This is a genomic window from Rhodohalobacter sp. (assembly GCF_041686455.1).
Lineage (GTDB): Bacteria > Bacteroidota > Rhodothermia > Balneolales > Balneolaceae > Rhodohalobacter.
The window spans coordinates 48,524-63,413 of sequence record NZ_JAWLDW010000005.1; the positions used below are offsets into that span (position 1 = coordinate 48,524).

13 protein-coding genes are annotated in these 14,890 nt (G+C 44.2%); 8 read left to right on the forward strand and 5 right to left on the reverse strand.

Annotation, left to right across the window (positions count from 1 at the left end):
- Nucleotides 1–97 precede the first annotated feature (97 nt).
- The 3 genes from panD to sucB all read right to left on the reverse strand — a co-directional run bounded on the left by panD (nt 98) and on the right by sucB (nt 3,241).
- Nucleotides 98–514: an aspartate 1-decarboxylase gene (gene panD, locus ACESM0_RS01480; protein WP_372902941.1), complete on the reverse strand. Its 417-nt coding sequence runs from the start codon at nt 512–514 to the stop codon at nt 98–100.
- A gap of 15 nt (nt 515–529) precedes the next feature.
- Nucleotides 530–1,378: a pantoate--beta-alanine ligase gene (gene panC, locus ACESM0_RS01485; RefSeq protein WP_372902943.1), complete on the reverse strand. Its 849-nt coding sequence runs from the start codon at nt 1,376–1,378 to the stop codon at nt 530–532.
- A gap of 93 nt (nt 1,379–1,471) precedes the next feature.
- Nucleotides 1,472–3,241: a 2-oxoglutarate dehydrogenase, E2 component, dihydrolipoamide succinyltransferase gene (gene sucB / locus ACESM0_RS01490; protein WP_372902945.1), complete on the reverse strand. Its 1,770-nt coding sequence runs from the start codon at nt 3,239–3,241 to the stop codon at nt 1,472–1,474.
- A 263-nt stretch (nt 3,242–3,504) separates the two neighbouring features.
- On the opposite strand from sucB, the gene ACESM0_RS01495 reads away from it, so the two are divergent.
- From ACESM0_RS01495 to carB, 4 genes are all read left to right on the forward strand, one after another.
- Nucleotides 3,505–3,861, forward strand: coding sequence for a hypothetical protein (locus ACESM0_RS01495; protein ID WP_372902947.1), 357 nt, complete (start codon nt 3,505–3,507; stop codon nt 3,859–3,861).
- 32 nt (nt 3,862–3,893) lie between these two features.
- Nucleotides 3,894–5,603, forward strand: coding sequence for an AbgT family transporter (locus ACESM0_RS01500; protein WP_372902949.1), 1,710 nt, complete (start codon nt 3,894–3,896; stop codon nt 5,601–5,603).
- A 377-nt stretch (nt 5,604–5,980) separates the two neighbouring features.
- On the forward strand, nt 5,981–7,084 hold the full coding sequence (carA, locus tag ACESM0_RS01505; RefSeq protein ID WP_372902951.1) for a glutamine-hydrolyzing carbamoyl-phosphate synthase small subunit: 1,104 nt from the start codon (nt 5,981–5,983) through the stop codon (nt 7,082–7,084).
- A gap of 125 nt (nt 7,085–7,209) precedes the next feature.
- Nucleotides 7,210–10,038: a carbamoyl-phosphate synthase large subunit gene (gene carB, locus ACESM0_RS01510; RefSeq protein ID WP_372902953.1), complete on the forward strand. Its 2,829-nt coding sequence runs from the start codon at nt 7,210–7,212 to the stop codon at nt 10,036–10,038.
- Nucleotides 10,039–10,080: 42 nt separating this feature from the next.
- On the opposite strand, the gene ACESM0_RS01515 is transcribed toward carB, so the two are convergent.
- Together ACESM0_RS01515 and ACESM0_RS01520 are read right to left on the reverse strand one after the other, a co-directional pair.
- On the reverse strand, nt 10,081–10,533 hold the full coding sequence (locus ACESM0_RS01515; RefSeq protein WP_372902955.1) for a GxxExxY protein: 453 nt from the start codon (nt 10,531–10,533) through the stop codon (nt 10,081–10,083).
- A gap of 58 nt (nt 10,534–10,591) precedes the next feature.
- Nucleotides 10,592–10,726 carry a hypothetical protein gene (locus ACESM0_RS01520; protein WP_372902957.1) on the reverse strand — a complete coding sequence of 45 codons (135 nt, stop codon included), beginning with the start codon at nt 10,724–10,726 and terminating at the stop codon, nt 10,592–10,594.
- 170 nt (nt 10,727–10,896) lie between these two features.
- On the opposite strand from ACESM0_RS01520, the gene ACESM0_RS01525 reads away from it, so the two are divergent.
- The 4 genes from ACESM0_RS01525 to ACESM0_RS01540 form a co-directional block, all read left to right on the forward strand.
- Nucleotides 10,897–12,078 (forward strand): D-alanine--D-alanine ligase family protein, encoded by a 1,182-nt coding sequence (locus ACESM0_RS01525; protein WP_372902958.1) that lies wholly within the window; start codon nt 10,897–10,899, stop codon nt 12,076–12,078.
- Between the two features lie 2 nt (nt 12,079–12,080).
- A complete protein-coding gene (locus ACESM0_RS01530) occupies nt 12,081–13,574 on the forward strand; it encodes an ABC transporter substrate-binding protein (protein ID WP_372902960.1) in 1,494 nt (497 codons plus the stop codon).
- The gene (locus tag ACESM0_RS01535; RefSeq protein ID WP_372902962.1) at nt 13,571–14,440 is read left to right on the forward strand and encodes an NAD(+)/NADH kinase; all 870 of its coding nucleotides are present in this window, start codon (nt 13,571–13,573) and stop codon (nt 14,438–14,440) included. Before ACESM0_RS01530 ends, ACESM0_RS01535 begins: the two co-directional genes overlap by 4 nt.
- 133 nt (nt 14,441–14,573) lie before the next feature.
- Nucleotides 14,574–14,890 (forward strand): lactate/malate family dehydrogenase (locus tag ACESM0_RS01540; protein ID WP_411289511.1); only part of this gene is annotated, 317 nt, incomplete at its 3' end.

A 14,890-nucleotide genomic window follows, 5' to 3' on the forward strand; every position in this document is an offset into this window, starting at 1 on the left:
GAAATAGGAAACTATTTCACTAAATTTTTCAAAAAATAAAAAAGCCCCGATCTGAAATTTCAAATCGGGGCTTTTTTAATATCTCTGAGTTTTTTCTCTAATTCGGATTCTCAATCATTCCGTTTTCGAGTCCGTATTTTTTGCCGTGGCTCACATTTTCGAGCACGTCTTTCGGCTCATTGTTCTCATCAACGATAACAACGGTCGGCTTGTAATTCCTGGCCTCTTCAGGATCCATCTGAGCGTATGCCATAATAATTACACGATCATCCACCTGCGTGAGTCGAGCTGCAGCTCCATTCAAACAACATATTCGGCTGCCTCTTTCGCCCGGTATCGTATAGGTTTCCAAGCGTGATCCATTCGTAATATTTACTACCTGCACTTTTTCGTACGGCAGGATATTTGCCATATCCAGCAAATCCTCATCAATCGTAATGCTCCCCTCATACATAAGGTTCGCCTCAGTTACCCGCATTTGGTGCAGTTTGGATTTAAACATCGAAAGTTTCATATCAAAACGTACTTCTTACAATTCAATCAAAAAATTATCTATTAAACGTGTTTTACCCAGCCATACAGCGCCGGCAAGGATGTACTCACCGCCTTCATTTAACGTTTCTGAAAGCTGTAACGTATTTTTGTCAAACACACCAAGATAGTCAATTTTAAAACCTTTTGCTTCAAGCTCACTCATTTGATGTTTCATTAAAAGTGAAGGTGTATGCACACCATTTAGAATCTGCTTTTCAATGTAACTAAGTGCCCTGTAAAGTCCCGGTGCAATTTCTCTCTCCTCCGCACTCAAGTATTTATTTCTGCTGCTCAGTGCCAGCCCATCGTTTGCCCGCGCAATCGGAGCCATAACCAGTTCGATACTGTGATTAAATTCATGAACCATTCGGCTCACAATCTGAAACTGCTGAATATCTTTCTGGCCAAACACCGCTACATCAGGCCTTACAATATTGAATAGCTTGTTAACGATAAGAAGAATTCCTTCAAAAAAACCTGGGCGGCTGCCGCCACACATATGGCGATTCAGTTCATCTACTTCAATCCGGATGAATTTCTCTTCATCATAAACGTCGTTTCGATTGGGAGCGAAGACAACAGAAACGCCTTCATCCTCACACTTTTTCAGATCTTCTTCCATCTCCCTGGGATAGCTTTCAAAATCTTCATCCGGCCCAAACTGTTCGGGATTTACAAAAATAGAAACGACTACTTCATCCGCTTTCTCTTTTGCCTGTCTGATTAACGTAAGATGCCCTTCATGCAAAGCGCCCATCGTAGGAACAAAACCGATCTGTTTCCCCTCAATTTTTAAAGATTTAACAACATCCCGAATTTCATCTATTGATTTGCAAACGTCCATTCTGTGTGATTCATTTTTTATGTAAACTAAACAAAAGAAGCGGCACAATCACTTATGCCGCTTCCTTTAAATTCGCTCTATTTTCATCCCATATCAGATAGCTCTGTCGGGATCAAAGTCTTCGAGCAATTCTTTAACCCGGGTTGTAAACGCACCACCGTGAGCACCATCAATAATTCTGTGATCGTAACTCATTGTCAGGTACATCATGTGTCGGATTCCAATCATATCACCCTGTGATGTTTCCATTACAACCGCACGTTTTTCAATTACGCCGGTCCCCAGAATAGCAACCTGTGGCTGATTGATAATCGGAGTTCCCATCAGGTTACCCACACTACCATAGTTGGTTAATGTTATGGTTCCGCCTACCAGGTCATCCGGGCTCAGCTCTTTATTTCGAGCTTTACTCGCCAGGTCATAAACGGCCTTGGCAATCCCTTTCAGGTTCAAATCCTGAGCTTTTTTAATCACCGGAACAATCAGTCCGCCTTTACCCCCTTCGCCAAGCGCAACGGCAAGGCCAAAGTTAATATCTTTCTTAAGGATGATCTCATCGCCATCCACTGAACTGTTTATCAGTGGGAATTCACCAATCGCTTTTATAAATGCTTCAATAAAAATTGGAGTATAGGTCAGCTTAACACCTGTTTGCTCCTGGAATTTCTTCTTATTCGCATTTCTCCAGTTTACGATATTGGTTACATCAACCTCACTAAACGTACTTACATGAGCAGAAGTCTGCTTGGATCGAACCATATGCTCTGCAATCATCTTGCGCATACGATCCATCTTGATCACTTCAACATTCTCGTCCGGGCTGGCGATATTAAGCTCACCTGCTGAAATCTTGCCTGTACTTTTACCTGATGCAGATGCACCCGGTTTGGACAATCCACTGCTTTTAGATTTAGACGCCGCTTTTGTCTTGCCTTCCTTGCGGTCTTCAAGATATTGAAGAACATCGTCTTTGGTTACACGGTTATCCTTGCCACTGCCCTCAATAGATTCGAGCTCTTCCTGACTGATTCCCTCCTCTTTTGCAATCGATCGAACCAAAGGAGAGAAGAATCGTCCGTCACTTCCAACTCGCTGAGGCTCTGAACCTTCAGCGGCGGGTGCCGGTTGAGATTCTGATTTATCCTGGGCCGGAGCTTCCTGTTTTTTCTCTTCAGCTTTAGACTTAGATTCTTTTTTAGGTGCAGATGATCCGCCTGAGGCAGCTTTCCCGGTTCCGATAATTGCAATTGGCTGACCCACCTCTACGGTATCGCCGGCTTCCACTAAAATTTCTACGAGCTTTCCGCCTTCAGGTGATGGTACTTCGGTGTCCACTTTATCAGTGGCAATTTCAAGCAGCGGCTCATCCACTTCTACAGTATCACCCACACTCTTGAGCCACTCGATCACTTCTCCTTCCATCACAGACTCACCCATCTGAGGCATCACAACCTCTATGCGCTCGCCTTCATCAGATTCGCCTGAGTCTGATCCTGAGTCCGATTGAGGCTCAGAATCTTCAGAAGACGTTTCCTCTTCCACTTCTTCCGGTGCTTCTTCAGATGAAGATTCTTCTTGCTCATCATCCCCAGAATCGTCAGAATCTGAGGCCGATGCATCACCGTCAGTATCAATAATGGCTATTGGCTGCCCCACTTCAACGGTTTCATCAGCTTCTACTAAAATTTCTACAAGTACTCCTGCTTCGGGGGAAGGGACTTCGGTATCTACCTTATCTGTTGCAATTTCAAGTAGTGTCTCGTCTACTTCTACCTTGTCCCCAACCTGTTTAGCCCACTCAATAACGGTTCCTTCCATTACGGATTCGCCCATTTGGGGCATCACGACTTCAACCTTTGCCATGCTGATGTATACTTAATTTCTGTTTGTGAATGTATTTTAAGCGCTATAAAATAATGAACTGAAAGATCAGAATAATCGATATCAGATCAAAATTGAGACGATAAGTTCTGACCTGCTTAGGGTAAAGAAAATCGCTTTTTTAAAAGTTTTATGCATTATTTTAAATTCCTTTGCGTCAAAAGAATATCATCTACACTTTTATTTCAGATTTCATATTAAACTGATATACTCCGTAGATGTAATTTCAAATTTGAGTCACACCCATGCTCGCTTTCTTTATCATTTTTGCCATAACCTGGTTTCTAAATCTTTTCTTCCCCTGGTGGATTTGCATATTACCATCACTTGCCGTTGGTGCTCTGATGCTCGACCGCTGGCTGCATGCATTTCTGATCGGATTTTCGGGTGTTGGGTTTGCCTGGTTTGTTCAGGCTTTTTACATCCACATTATGAATGAAGGTATTCTTACCGGCCGCATAGCAACCATGCTTCAGGTAAACAGCGTGGAAAATGTTTTACTGGTCACTTTTATTGTAGGCGGAGTGATAGGAGCGGTATCAGCTTCAACAGGTTACCTATTCAACTCGGCCTTTAATACCGGCACTTATAACCAGCAATAACCGCCTTAACCCGTTAGACGTCTTCAGATTTTATGAGTGAATATCCAAAAACAGATGATCCAAACGTACCCGAGCAGAACAAAGATAATAGAACTCTTTTTACCCGTTTTCTCGATTTTGTTGAGTGGCTAGGAAATCTACTTCCTCACCCCGTTACACTCTTTGCGCTTTTTGCATTTGGCGTAGTATTGCTCAGTGGATTTGCAGAATGGATGGACTGGAGTGCAGCCGATCCACGACCTGAAGGTTCCGGCGGAAGAGCACCGGATGGCATCATCCGTCCGGTTAGCTTGCTGAATGCCGAAGGCCTCCGGATGATCATCACAAATATGGTCTCCAACTTTACAGGTTTTGCACCTCTTGGTGTTGTATTGGTAGCTCTGTTGGGAGTCGGCGTTGCTGAGCATTCAGGGCTGATAAGCGCTGTAATTCGAGGAATTGTACTAAAGGCAGCTTCTTTCAAACCGGAAGGCGATATCGGATCCGGTATTACAGCCATCCCAAAAAGAATCTATCGATTTGTTGTTACCCCGAAAAACCTGGTAACAATCGCAATCTGTTTCTCCGCCGTGATATCAAATACAGCTTCAGAGATGGGTTACGTGGTACTTGTACCTCTCTCCGCAGTCATTTTTCACTCCATGGGCCGACATCCAATGGCGGGGCTCGCGTGTGCTTTTGCCTGCGTTTCCGGCGGTTACAGTGCCAACCTTCTGCTTGGAACTATCGATCCGCTATTGGCAGGTCTCACACAGGAAGCGGCCAACCTGATTGATCCCGAATACGTAGTGGTTGCTACCGCAAACTACTACTTCATGTTTGTAAGTACTTTCATGATTACAGCTCTCGGTGCATTTGTTACACTCCGGATTGTTGAGCCGAAACTCGGAGAGTACGACGAAAGCATGGCGATGGAAGATCTCTCCGACGAAGCCTCCATGGACCCATTGACTGAAAAAGAGATCCGTGCGCTCAAATGGACCGGAGTCTCCATTGTAATTATGTTTGGTATTTTAGCACTCACAATCGTTCCGGAAAACGGAGTATTAAGAAACCCCGAAACCGGTGATTGGAAAGACTCTCCATTCCTTCGTGGTGTAGTGGCATTTATTTTCATCTGCTTCCTCATCCCCGGTTTTGTATATGGAAAGCTTGTAGGTACCATGGAGTCGGATCGCGATATCATTAAAGGAATGTCGAACGCCATGTCCACTCTTGGGCTCTATATTGTAATTGTCTTTTTTGCCGCTCAGTTCGTGGCCTATTTCGGATGGAGCAATTTGGGACAGATTTTCGCCGTTAAAGGCGCTGAGTTTCTTCAAAGCATGGGGGCAACCGGGCCGATTATTTTCATTGGTTTCATCCTGGTATCCGGCTCGGTCAACCTGATGCTTGGTTCCGCATCTGCTCAGTGGGCGGTGACTGCCCCCATCTTCGTGCCCATGCTTATGCTAATTGGATATACACCGGAGGTGATTCAGGCAGCCTACCGTATTGGCGACTCAGTCACCAATATCATCACGCCGATGATGAGTTATTTCGGTTTGATTCTGGCCTTTGCCAACAAATACGATAAAGATCTCGGTATCGGAACTATAATAGCCATGATGTTGCCCTATAGTATTTTCTTTTTAATCGGCTGGATCATACTGTTTTATACGATGGTATTTGGTCTTGGAATTCCTGTAGGACCGGGTGAAGAAATCTACTATATGATTGAGGGAGCAGCTGGAGGAAATTAATTGATGTTGGATTTATTAAAATCATAAAGAACGTTGAATCAAATCATCTCACTCCTTATCTTATTCAAACTTCAAAAAAGCAGCGAATAAAATCACCCCGACAGTAATCTATAGAACTGAATTTCTGCCAACGCACACCCTACGATGGAGGTTGTGCAATTAATGGCATTATTACTTGCCCATATCAATTTTCAAATCCGACACGGTTTCCGTAGTCGGATTTTTTTTGGGCTAAATTTTGAAGTTCCTCTCTTAAAACTTGTCTTAGGCATCCTTACCGGTCACGATACTCTGTATTTTCACCACTACGCTCTAACCCGGAGCGTTTGCAGTAATACAAAATTCACCTTTCACCAAACCAGAAACCAATCTGATACATGTCTCTAAATCCACGAAATAAAGCCATACTTGCACTTAGCGATGGAACCGTTGTCCACGGAGAAGCCATTGGCCACAAAGGCATCACAGGCGGTGAGCTCTGTTTTAACACCAGCATGACCGGCTATCAGGAAATCTTTACCGATCCGAGCTACTATGGTCAGTTGATGATGATGACCTATCCGCACATCGGTAACTATGGAACCCAGCCGCGGGACGATGAAGCCCGCAAGGTGATGGTTGCCGGGGTGATCTGCCGTGCATTTTCTCACGAATACAGCAACCCTATGGCCGACCGAAGCCTTCAGGAATACCTGGAAGACAATGAAATTACCGGAATATCCGGAGTAGATACCCGAAAACTCGTTCGCCATGTAAGAGAAAAGGGAGTAATGAACGCGGTGATTTCCAGTACCGAAGTGAATGAGGAGAAACTTGTCCAAATGGCCAAAGAGTGGGACGACATGGTAGGCCTGGAGCTTGCAACCAAAGTAACCCGTTCGGAAGCCCAAACCGTTAATGGCAATGATGAATTCAGGGTAGCCGTTTTCGACTACGGCATCAAACAGAACATCCTCAACAATTTGAACAAACGCGGATGCACATTGAGAATTTTCCCGGCAAAAACATCTGTGGAGGCAATTAAAGAGTGGAAAGCCGACGGATACTTTTTCAGCAACGGCCCGGGCGATCCAACAGCAACCGCTGATTATGCATTGGAAACCGTAAATTATGCTAAAAAAACAGGCAAACCGCTTTTTGGGATCTGTCTTGGCCACCAGCTGATGGCGCTCAGCGAAGGGCTTAAAACCACCAAGATGTTTGTAGGCCACCGGGGAGCAAACCAGCCCGTAAAAAATCTTTCAACCGGATTGGTGGAAATTTCAACCCAAAACCACGGGTTTGCAGTAGATGAATCCTCACTAGATGAGAAAGTAGCTGAAGTCACTCACATCAATCTGAATGATGGGACAATTGAGGGGCTGAAGTTTAAGAATTTCCCGGGGTTTTCGGTTCAGTATCACCCCGAAGCATCGCCCGGTCCGCACGACTCAGCGTATCTGTTCGATCAGTTCATAGATATGATGGAGAAGCAAAAATAAAGTCCTCCCTTGAGGGAGGTGCCGGACGGAGCAAGCGCGAAGTCTGGCGGTGGGTGTAAACATCACCCAATTGCTAAATATCACCAACCAACTTTTTTTAAAACGACTACAAAAAACCTCGAAAAATGCCCAGACGCGACGATATCAACAAAATTTTGATCATTGGCTCAGGACCTATTGTAATTGGCCAGGCTTGTGAATTTGACTACTCAGGCTCCCAAGCTTGCCGTTCTCTTCAGGAAGAGGGATACGAGATTGTACTCATCAACTCGAATCCGGCTACCATCATGACGGATCCGATTATGGCCGATGCGGTCTACATGTTACCCATGACTACTGATTCCATCCGGGAAATTGTAGCCAAAGAGAAACCCGATGCTGTTCTGCCAACCATGGGTGGCCAAACCGGCTTAAACCTCTGTCGTGACCTGGAAAAGGTGAATTTCTGGAAAGAGAACAATATCCAGATTATTGGTGTGGATATAGATGCGGTGGAGCTGACTGAAGACCGGCAGCTTTTCCGGGATAAAATGGAGTCCATCGGAATTGAACAGTGTAAGAGTCGCACGGCTCAATCACTCCTTGATGCTAAAGAGATCAAGGAAGAACTGGGTGGATTGCCGATCGTAATTCGTCCGTCCTTCACCATGGGTGGAGCCGGTGGGGGTATCGTTTGGAATGAAGATGAGTTTGAGCGAAAAGTTTTGCGCGGTCTCGAAATGAGTCCGGTTCACCAAGTGCTGATCGAGGAATCTATTTTTGGATGGAAAGAGTATGAGCTGGAGCTTCTGCGCGATGCCAACGATAACGTAATTATTATCTGTTCAATCGAGAACATGGACCCGATGGGAGTTCACACGGGAGATTCTGTAACGGTAGCTCCAACCCAAACGCTCTCCGATAAACAACTGCAGCATATGCGCGATGCAGCAATTAAAATGATGCGCAGTATCGGCACCTTTGCCGGTGGATGTAATGTGCAGTTTGCCATGGAGCCCGGTTCCGACCGTTTGGTAGCCATCGAGATCAACCCAAGGGTGAGCCGATCTTCAGCACTTGCCTCCAAAGCTACAGGTTACCCCATTGCAAAAGTAGCTACCAAGCTGGCTGTAGGGTATACACTTGATGAACTTAAAAATCAGATTACAGGGACCACTTCGGCCTGTTTTGAACCGAGTATTGATTATGTAGTTTGTAAAATACCACGCTTTAACTTTGACAAATTCCCCGGAGTGGATGAAGAATTGACCACACAAATGAAAGCCGTGGGTGAAGTGATGTCTATCGGACGAAACTTCCCGGAAGCACTGAACAAAGCATGGCAATCACTTGAGGTGGGCCGCGATGGACTGGGCGCTGACGGATATGAAGAATTTGACCGAAAAACAGTGCGTGAGCGATTGCTAAAGCCATATTGGGATCGCTCTATGCAGATCCGAAACGCATTCAAACTGGGAGCTTCAGTTGAAGAAATTGCCGATATCACCAAAGTTGATCCATGGTACCTGCAGCAGATCCGGTACATGGTATCGCTGGAAAACAGAACCGAGGGGCAGGATCTCAAAGAGATTACCAAAGATGACTTCTTCGAATTAAAACAGGCCGGGTTTTCCGACTCCCAAATTGCATATCTGCTCAGCAAAAGTGGAGAAAAAGTGGATGACAAGAAAGTTCGAGATCGCCGAAAAGAACTTGGGCTCATCCCATCATTCAAAATGGTAGATACCTGTGCGGCCGAGTTTCCCGCACAGACACCCTACTACTATTCGGCTTACGAGGGGGAAAACGAAAGTGAAGTCACGGATCGCAAGAAAGTGCTGATCCTTGGAAGTGGTCCAAACCGTATAGGCCAGGGCATCGAGTTCGATTACTCCTGTACGCACGCCGTTCTGGCAACCAAAGAGATGGGTTACGAAGCCATCATGGTGAACTGCAACCCGGAGACCGTATCCACAGACTTCGACTTTGCCGACAAACTCTACTTTGAGCCTGTGTATTGGGAGCGTGTACTGGATATCATCGATCATGAAAAACCTGAAGGTGTGATTCTACAGGTGGGCGGCCAAACGGCTCTCAAACTTGGTAAACGATTTTTAGAGGAAGGCATTAAAATCTTCGGAACCGCATTTGAAATGATCGACTTCGCAGAAGATCGTGGTGAGTTCTCCAAGTTTCTGAAAAAGCTTGACATCCCATTTCCTGAATACGGAACAGCAACAGAAGTAGAAGAGGCTGTAAGGATAGCCAAACGAATTGGCTACCCGGTACTGATCCGGCCCAGTTATGTACTGGGCGGTCAGGGAATGCGGATTGCCGTTAAGGAAGAAGAACTGAGGAAATATGTAGCCAACATTCTGAAAACCCATCCCGAAAACGCGTTCCTGATCGACAAATACCTGGAGCATGCCATTGAGGTGGACGTAGATTCGGTGTATGACGGCGACCAGCTCCACATTGCCGGAATCATGCAGCACATTGAACCGGCCGGTGTTCACTCCGGTGATTCAACTGCGGTGCTGCCGCCTTACTCTTTGAGCGATGAAGTGATCAAAACGATCGAAGATCATCAGCTTAAAATTGCAGAAAATATGGAAATCCTTGGGTTTCTGAATGTACAGTACGCTGTGAAAGATGACGTTGTGTATGTACTGGAGGCTAATCCCCGTACCACCCGAACCATCCCGTTTCTGGCCAAAGCAAACCAGATTCCCGAAGCGGCCATTGGTGTAAAAGTGATGCTGGGTGCCAAACTCAAAGAGTTTGACCTGGAGTCAAAATTGGTGAACTGGGCCATCAAAGAGCCGGTGTTCCCATTCGATAAATTTCCGGAAGTGAAGAAAGAGTTGGGCCCGGAGATGAAATCAACCGGTGAAAGCATCTACTTCGCCAAGAACTTCGACGATGAGCACTTTAAAAAGCCGTATGAATTTAAGAGTCTGTATCTGAGTAAGTAAAAAACGCTGATTGGTTACGCTGTTCAAACTGATGGTTAAGAATTATTCGATTGTTTGAATACAACGTCGGTATTGGACTGATGTGGACCCAAAGTTCATAAGCAGTCCTATTTCCAATTTCGCCATTTTGAGATAGTTTCGGAGCTGAATGAAATCAGAATCGTTTAGGTAAGGGCGTGCTTTAATTTCTACGACAACTTTTTTATTCACAACAAAATCAAGCCGTCTTTTACCTACAAGCAGGCCTTTGAAATAAACAGGAATGGTATATTCACGATCTATACTAAGACCATTCTCTTTGAATTCTAATTCAAGACTTCTCTGATAGATTTTTTCAGGAAAACCCATGCCCAGTTCATTATAAACCTCAAAAGCACAACCTAAAATAGCGCCTGTTAATTTACTGTGTTTAAATTCAGGTTTGATGTAACTCACTTTTCCAGTTTTATCTGTAAGACCCAAGAACAACAATTTACTTACAAACTTTCCCCCCATGAATTATCAACAATCAGCACAATCTGAGAAATCACTGAATAAGCGAATCAGGCTTAAACTATTTGATTGCTTGTAACCCCTTAACACCGTCTTTTTCATGCTGTACTTCATGACTAAGTGACTTGAGCCGGTAAGTGATGAGACGAGCCGTCATCAACTCATCTTCAATCACAAGAATTTTACTTTGAGCCATTAAATCAATCACCTTTATTTTTGAGAACTGACACAGAGCCAACATATAAGAATTTTAAGCTGTACAATGAGTACGAGTGAGTTAGGTGAAAATAATATTGATCAATCCCGATAAGATGCTGTTAATTAAAAAGTGAACTTTGTATCATCAGCTAAATTCAGTTAAACATTATGAAAAAAAATCTTGTCGTTGCCTTTGGCGGTGCCTCACCGGAACATGAAGTATCTGTTCTTACGGCCATGCAGGCAATTTCAGCTCTTGAAAGCTCTCCCTACAAAATACGTCCACTCTATATTGCTAAAAACGGGAAATGGTTCACCGGAGACTATCTGCTCGACCTCAAGCACTATGAGGATCTCGAAAAGCTGACCAAACAATCCACTCCTTGCCATTTCACCCATAACGATCTGGGCCAAACAGTACTTTCGGAGATTAAAACCGGATTTTTTGCGAAAAATGAAGAGCATATCATACACGCTGTGCTGACCGCATTTCATGGGTCTGGCGGTGAAAACGGATCTTTTCAGGGCGTGTGTGAAACCTACAACATTCCCTATACCGGCAGCGGCGTGATGGGGTCTGCAGTTGGCATGGATAAAGTGACAGCTAAAGCACTTTGTAAATCTGCGGGAATACCTGTTGTTGAAGGGGTTGATTTTTTTGAGACGGAGTGGGTCGATGAGCAAGACAATATTTTAGATGAAATTAAACAGCTAAGTTACCCCGTTATCGTAAAGCCGGTTCACCTTGGCAGCAGCATTGGAGTAAAAGTATGTACTGACAAAGAGACTTTGATTGAAGCCGTAGAAATCGCATTCCGTTTTGATGAACATTTACTGGTAGAAAAGGCCATCTCTCCCTTAACCGAAATCAATTGTTCGGTGATGGGTTCTTCTCAGAATTGCAGGGCCAGTGTATGCGAAAGGCCGATGGGAACTGAAGAGCTTCTTTCGTTCAAAGATAAATATATGCGGGATGATGCGGCCAAGGGAATGGCGTCTGCAGATCGGGTGATACCGGCCGATATTCCCGATACACTCTCCTCATCCATTCAGGATACATCAAAAAGGATTTTCCGCCTGTTTAACTGTAGCGGACTCGCCCGGCTCGACTTTTTAGTTGAATCAAACACAGAAAACTTCTATTTCAATGAGATCAACACCATTCCGGGTTCGTTTTCGTTCTACCTTTGGAAAGAGTCGGGGGTAGATTTTGATCAGCTGCTTCAGGAGTTGATCGAACTCGCCGTCTCAACCCATCAAAAGAAAAATGGCCGTGTTCTCACATACGAAACAAACTTACTTAGTCAGAAAGCTGTTAAGGGGTTGAAAGGTCTAAAAGGCAATAAATAGCTATGAAAACTACATTATCAAAAAAACTACTGATTCTGCTTCCATTGATTATTCTTTTGTATGGTTGTGGAACTACAGACACCGTAACCGTTGTCGAGCAGTCTCCTGAATCCGCAACCGCGCAGGATGGAGACGAAACCACTCAGCCCCAGGATGAATTTCAGCAGCTAAGAGTGGGGAATCTGGAGCCTTTAACTAATTTCGATCCGCTTTTTGCCGATAATCTGAGTACAATGCGTGTAATCGCTTTGATTTATGACGGCTTGTTTAAACTCAATCCGGAAGGTAATGCAGAACCCGCATTGGTAAGTGACTATTCAGTTTCAGATGACGGACGTCAATATGAATTGAAAATCAACAGAGATCTTTACTTTCACGACAGCAACGTATTTGGTTCCGGTGTAGGACGTCGTATTCAAGCAGACGATATTCGCTGGGCATTTGAAAGAACGGCCAAAGCAGACGTGCCACCAACAGCATCACAGCTTTTAATGAATATTTCCGGATACGAAAATTATTTTATTGAGCAGCACTCCGTTTATGATGAATCAAAACGCGTTTTAGACCAAATTTCCGGAATAGAGGTTGTCGACGCTGAAACCATTCGTTTTACTCTCAATCAACCGGACGACACATTTCTTCAAAAACTAGCATCTCCATATCTGTCCATCTACCCCAGAGAGGCGATACAAAACAGCGATAATGGCCTGAAAAACATGCCCGTTGGTACCGGAGCATACGTTTTAAATTCGGCAAATGAGGAAGAAATCATCCTTTCACGAAACCCTTCTCCACGATTTACTGATCAAATCGAAAAGTACCCTGTAAACCGAATCGAATTTGTCTATCAATCATCAGAAACAGAAATGTTTCAAAATTTCGCCCGGAATAATATAGACTGGCTGCCTGAACTGAGCCCTCAGATTAAAAAACAGGTAACAGACGACGACTATAATATCAATGCAGCTTATGAAAATCAGTTCACTCTGATTCAAAACAGCGCTAAGCGGCATACTATGATTTATTTGAATCAGAATAGTGAGCAGAACCTTGACTACGTTGAAAGTCAGTTATCCGAATTGAATGAAGATCAACTAACTTCACCCGGCACAATATCTTTTGAATCATTTGAAGCTACAGAAACTGATTCTGCAGAAACCATTCCATCCGAATTGTACATCCCTTTTACAGATAATCCTTTTGCGAGAATGCTCTTAACCGATATCAACAACAGTGTATTCCAGCCAGAGACAGAGCTGGCTTTTCTGGATATCCGAGCCGTAACTCCTGAGTCATCACTTTATAGTAGGTGGACAGACTCTTTGCACAACCCATTCTTTAACAGTAGAAATTATTCTGGCTATTGGTTATCGGCAGAGTCAGTTATAATAGGCATTCACCAGAATTTTATCGAAGGAATTGTACCGTCATCCGTTCCGTGGCTTCTGCCAATGGAAGGAGTTACTGTGGATCGACCTGAACAGGACGCCTCATGAAATTTTGCATTCTTGCAAATCCGGAAAAGTACTCTATCCAGGAACCCATTGAACAGGTTTTTGAATGGTGCTCAAATAACAACCACTACATCTCTTTAACTCAATCTTTACAGTCACAATTTCCAAAAATTAGTTGGCCAAGTCATGTAAATACATTCAAGACAGAGCTTGAAGCAGTCCGGAATTCGGACATCATCATTGCAATTGGAGGCGACGGAACGTTACTCCACACCGCGCACCTTATCAAAGAGATCGACATACCGGTATTGGGCATCAATTCGGGTAAACTCGGTTTTATGGCAAACATACAGCCGGACTTCATTCATCATGCACTTGATCAAATTGCTGCTGAAAATTATAAGATTGATCGGCGCAGACTACTCCAGGCAACATCTACGGGCGGAAATACCTACTATGCCCTGAATGAATTTCTGTTTACAAAAAAAGATACATCCTCAATGATCACGTTGCGCGCGGACTATAACGGAGAGTTCATCAACAACTATTGGGCCGACGGACTTTTAGTATCTACTCCAACCGGTTCCACCGCTTATAACCTCTCTGCCGACGGACCAATTGTAATACCATCTACCCCGGTGATGCTGCTAACTCCCATCAATCCGCATACATTAACCACCCGGCCGCTTGTTCTGCCCGATCACAACACACTAACCATTAAAAGTGCTGAAAGCGGTAAACACACCCTCTTTGCCTATGATGGTATCATCCAGCCTAGTGAAACGGAGTTCGAAGTGAGCATTAAGCGAAGTGAGTATTCCATTCAGTTAATCCAGCTTCCCGAGCAAAATTACTTCGAAACACTTCGCAATAAGCTCATGTGGGGACTCGACCGGAGAAAAGGATAAAACTCTCCAAAATTACTTCAATTCTACTCATTTTTCCGTTATTTTAAAGAAGGGCATTTTTCAAGGGGAACTACTTGAAATGCTAAAGAGTCTTTCGAAATACTATATTTAAAACTTAAAAAACAGAAAAATCATGAAAGTAACAGTTGTAGGAGCCGGTGGTAATGTTGGCTCAACCGTAGCACTAAGTATTGCTGAACGGGATTTCGCGAAAGAAGTTGTAATGGTTGATATTGAAAAAAAAGATGGGGATAACACATTTTACCCTTCAAAAGGGCGCGCACTCGACCAATGGGAAGCATCACCCATCTCAGGGTTTGATACACGCCTGACCGGAACCGTCGATTACGAAGACACCAAAGGATCTGATGTTTGTGTAATCACAGCCGGTGTGCCCAGAAAACCCGGAATGAGCCGTGACGATCTGCTCGAAATTAACAGCAAAATTGT

Excerpts from the sequence above, each read along its gene's own strand:
- panD (WP_372902941.1), bottom strand. The coding sequence starts at position 514 with ATGAAACTTTCGATGTTTAAATCCAAACTGCACCAAATGCGGGTAACT.
- panC (WP_372902943.1), bottom strand. The coding sequence starts at position 1,378 with ATGGACGTTTGCAAATCAATAGATGAAATTCGGGATGTTGTTAAATCT.
- sucB (WP_372902945.1), bottom strand. The coding sequence starts at position 3,241 with ATGGCAAAGGTTGAAGTCGTGATGCCCCAAATGGGCGAATCCGTAATG.
- ACESM0_RS01495 (WP_372902947.1), top strand. The coding sequence starts at position 3,505 with ATGCTCGCTTTCTTTATCATTTTTGCCATAACCTGGTTTCTAAATCTT.
- ACESM0_RS01500 (WP_372902949.1), top strand. The coding sequence starts at position 3,894 with ATGAGTGAATATCCAAAAACAGATGATCCAAACGTACCCGAGCAGAAC.
- carA (WP_372902951.1), top strand. The coding sequence starts at position 5,981 with ATGTCTCTAAATCCACGAAATAAAGCCATACTTGCACTTAGCGATGGA.
- carB (WP_372902953.1), top strand. The coding sequence starts at position 7,210 with ATGCCCAGACGCGACGATATCAACAAAATTTTGATCATTGGCTCAGGA.
- ACESM0_RS01515 (WP_372902955.1), bottom strand. The coding sequence starts at position 10,533 with ATGGGGGGAAAGTTTGTAAGTAAATTGTTGTTCTTGGGTCTTACAGAT.
- ACESM0_RS01520 (WP_372902957.1), bottom strand. The coding sequence starts at position 10,726 with ATGGCTCAAAGTAAAATTCTTGTGATTGAAGATGAGTTGATGACGGCT.
- ACESM0_RS01525 (WP_372902958.1), top strand. The coding sequence starts at position 10,897 with ATGAAAAAAAATCTTGTCGTTGCCTTTGGCGGTGCCTCACCGGAACAT.
- ACESM0_RS01530 (WP_372902960.1), top strand. The coding sequence starts at position 12,081 with ATGAAAACTACATTATCAAAAAAACTACTGATTCTGCTTCCATTGATT.
- ACESM0_RS01535 (WP_372902962.1), top strand. The coding sequence starts at position 13,571 with ATGAAATTTTGCATTCTTGCAAATCCGGAAAAGTACTCTATCCAGGAA.